This window comes from Pseudomonas sp. ITEM 17296, assembly GCF_028895205.1.
Lineage (GTDB): Bacteria > Pseudomonadota > Gammaproteobacteria > Pseudomonadales > Pseudomonadaceae > Aquipseudomonas > Aquipseudomonas kermanshahensis.
In genome coordinates this window covers 1-3,882 of record NZ_WJRS01000055.1, presented here as the reverse complement: position 1 = coordinate 3,882, position 3,882 = coordinate 1, and the positions used below count along the sequence as shown (strand labels likewise).

2 protein-coding genes are annotated in these 3,882 nt (G+C 57.9%); both read left to right on the top strand.

Going from position 1 to position 3,882, the window contains the following annotated elements; all coding sequences use genetic code 11:
- On the top strand, positions 1–1,330 hold a 1,330-nt coding region (locus GIB19_RS27915), incomplete at its 5' end, for a type VI secretion system Vgr family protein (RefSeq protein ID WP_274888829.1).
- The gene (locus GIB19_RS27910) at positions 1,327–3,777 is read left to right on the top strand and encodes a DUF6531 domain-containing protein (protein WP_274888827.1); all 2,451 of its coding nucleotides are present in this window, start codon (positions 1,327–1,329) and stop codon (positions 3,775–3,777) included. The genes GIB19_RS27915 and GIB19_RS27910, both read left to right, overlap by 4 nt.
- Positions 3,778–3,882: the final 105 nt, after the last annotated feature.

The following is a 3,882-nucleotide window of genomic DNA, read 5'->3' as shown; positions in this document are numbered from 1 at the left end:
CAGCCCGATCCGCAGCAAGGAGCACCACGGCAAGCGCCACAACGAACTGCGCCTGGACGACACCACCGGGCAGATCAGCGCAGCGCTGATGAGCGATCACGACCACTCGGCACTGAACCTCGGTTACCTCACCCATCCTCGCCACTTTGGCGGGAAGCCTCGTGGGCAAGGCTTTGAACTGCGCACCGATACCCACGGCGTGGTGCGTGCGGGTGGCGGCTTGCTGCTAACGACGGAGGCACGTACCCGGGCCAGTGAACACCATACGGACCTCGCCGAAACCGCCGAGCGCCTGAAGACCGCCCAGGAATACCACACCACCTTCGCCAGTGAAGCCCGCGATCACCTGGCCCAGGAAGGCGGCGATCAGGATGAAGTGGGTGATGCCCTCAAGGCCCAGCACGACGCCATTCGCGGCAGCGGTGGCAACCCTGAAGCCAACCGCTTCCCCGAACTGGCCGACCCGCAACTGGTGATCGCCAGCCCAACCGGCATCGCGACGAGCACACCGCAATCCACCCACATCGCCAGCGGCGAACACCTGGGCCTGAGCACCGGCGGCCACACCAGCATGGCCATTGGCAAACGCCTGCTGATAAGTGCCAGTCGGGGCGTACGGCAGTTCGTGCAAAGCATGGGCTGGCGACTGATCGCGGCCTCCGGCGACATCGACCTGAAGGCGCTCAAGGACAACATCAACCTCCTAGCCAAGCTCAAGGTCAGCGTCACCGCCGAACGCATCACCCTCAGCGCCAAGGAGGAGTTGGTCATCCAGGCCGGCGGCAGCAGTACGACCTACAACGCGGGCGGGATCCTGCACGCCACAGCCGGCGAGTACACGGCTCATGCCACCGACTTCATCTACAAAGGCTCGAAAAGCGAAGCAGCAGCGTTTCCCGAAGAGCCCAAAGCAGGCAAGGGCAATCTGGAGCTGTTTCAGCACTATGCCAGCCGCCACGCCTACGAGATGGCGGACTACCGCGTCGAAGACGCACTCGGCAGGGTGTTCACAGGAAAACTGGACAGCGAAGGCTTCGCCAGCGTGGCAGGGCTCGCCTCCGGACCGGCCAAGGTGACGCTGGGGAAGGACCCGACTGACACCTGGTCGCCAGCGAGTGAAATCAAAGCAGCCAGCGAAACCGCTTCGAGTTCAACAACCGCTGAGCTTGCAACCAAGGCAGTTGAGCAGGTTGCAACAGCGATTCTCTCGAACGCTGCCGCACTCAATTCCTCAGGCACCGATGGACTGCTCAGTCAATCCCTGAAGAACCCCGTCACTGACGAGCTGAAAACCTCGGCCACCGCCACCTTGGGGAAAACAAGACTATGACTACGGCACCAGCTGCACGTCCGCACGAAACGGCCGTCGCCCCTATTAGAGAAATTCCCCCGGAAGACATAGAAGAGGGAGCAAATACTGTCGACCTCTGGCTAAGGCAACTCAGCGAAAACAGACTGACCCTCGCTGATCTGAAAACCGTCGCAGAGTTCATCCCTATCGCCAACAACATCATGGCGGCGGTAGACGCCGTTGGCGACATTATCGTACTCACAGAAAGCAAGGACAAAAACGTACTCGACTGGGTAAGCCTCGGGATAAATCTGATTGGAATAATCCCAATTCCACCCACAATGGCCTTTGCTAGAAAAAGCCTCAGACCTGCCCTGCACCTGGTCAAACAGCAGGTCAAGGCCAACCCTAAAGCAGCACTCGGTGAAGCACTGATTACCGTACTAACCGGGCACCTCAACGCGACAATCCTCGGCGAACTGGAAAATTTCGTCATGCATGCTCAAGCCGCATTGTCTGAGCTACTTGCGGAATGCGGGAAAAGAGGCAAGGCAATCATGCTTACGATTGCCAGCGGCGTTGACGACTTCCTGAAGGGGCAGCTGAAGCACAAACCAGCCGCCAAAAGCGAGGACCTTTCCTTACTGGAGCAGCTTGCAAAGCATGCAACGCTACCCATTGAAGTGGCTACAGTTGCCACTCTCAACCAGTTATCCCAGATCATACCTCCCTACATAAAAGCCATTGGCTTCAAGTACGTTGGACTACTCAGGCAACTGGCTACCGAGGTTGAGCAAAGCCTCAAGAACCTCGGTAATGCAAACACCGAGCATAGCATTGCCTATCTGTTGACCATGCTGGCCAAGGCCGCTCAACGCAAGCGCACCCACCTCAACAGCAGCGTTCCGCCAACTGGAATCAGACAAGCCAAAGGTGTTAGCCGCCAACATGAGCTGGGTGCGGTCAACAGACAACCTGGTCCGAGGAATGAGCCAAAACCTGCGAAGAACGGCACATGCCCTTGCACGGGAAAAAGCATCACGTTTGCAAAGGGCTCGGAACAGCTTATCCATACCGACTTTACTCTCCCTGGACCGTTTCCAGTTTCGTGGGTGCGCAACTACCGATCCAGTCAGTCTGCGCTCGATAGCGGCCCACTGGGTGCACGGTGGATATCCCCCTTCACCGTGCACTTTGAAATCACCGATGACGCCCTTTGCTATCAGGCTTCCGATGGCCGTTCGCATAACTATCCGCTGCCCAAAGTCGGAAAATTCCATCATGACCCTATTGAGGAAATAGTACTCGTTCGTACCGGCGAGCGAACACTGTCGCTGGCCTATGGGCATCGCGTTGAAGAGCAATATGAGCGCATCGGCAACGTCTTCCGTCTTATCGCCATACGCCATCGTGGTGGCGCCAGAGTCGCCCTGCATTACGAGCACTTTCACAAGGGTACTCATGTCCTGTCGGACCTACTGACCTATCAAAACGACCAGGTCCATCAGCACATCCATACCCGTCTTGATCCAAGCGGACGCATTGCCAGCCTATGGCTGATGAACGACGGCGAATCGCTACGGCAATTGGCCGAATATGACTACAGCGCAGACGGTGATCTCGTATCCGCACGCGATGAGCATGGCAGACAGTGGGGCTACACCTATCAACACCACCTGATCACTCGATACACCGACCGTACTGGGCGGGCCATGAACCTGGAATGGCTCGGCGAGGGGGCTGACGCCAAAGCCATTCACGAGTGGGCAGACGATGGCAGCTACGAAGTACGACTTGAGTGGGACAAGAACATCCGTCTTACCTACGTGACGGATGCGCTTGGCAACGAAACCAAGCACTACTACAACCTTCAAGGCTACACCTACCGCATCGTCCATCCCGACGGCAACGAGGAGTGGTTCTTCCGCGACGATGCGATGAATGTGGTCCAACACGTACATCGCGATGGCAGTATCGACCACTATGCCTACGATGAGCGCAGCAATCTGCTGCAGCACACCCGACCGAACGGCACATCGATCCACCATGCCTACGATGATCTCGACCAGCGCTTCAAAACACGAGATCCAGAGGGTGGGCTATGGCGCTATGACTACGATCAGCGCGGCAACATCATCGAAGCCATCGACCCGCTGGAGAACAAAACCCAGTACACCTACAACAGCGACAATCTGCCCATCGCCATCATCGATGCCAACGGCGGTGAGAAGAAGCTCACGTACAACGGTGACGGACAGCTGGCCAGCTACACGGACTGCTCGGGCAAGACCACACTGTGGAAGTATGACGTACTTGGGCAACTGGCCAAGCTCACCAACGCTGCCGGCCAGGTAACCGAATATCGCTATGAAGCGGGCCACTTGAGCCGTGTGGTTTACCCCGACAAGACTCAGGACCGCTTCGACCATGACGCCGAAGGCCGACTGCTCAGCTTCACTGACCCGCTGAATCGGCGTACCCGCTGAGACTACAACGAGGCCGGCCTACTCCATCAACGCCACAACGCCAACGACACTACCCTCACCTACCACTGGGACAAGCTCGGCCAACTCGTACGCCTGCGCAACGAG

What these genes read in the sequence shown, in the direction of transcription:
- GIB19_RS27910 (WP_274888827.1), top strand. Translation starts at nt 1,327, where the DNA reads ATGACTACGGCACCAGCTGCACGTCCGCACGAAACGGCCGTCGCCCCT.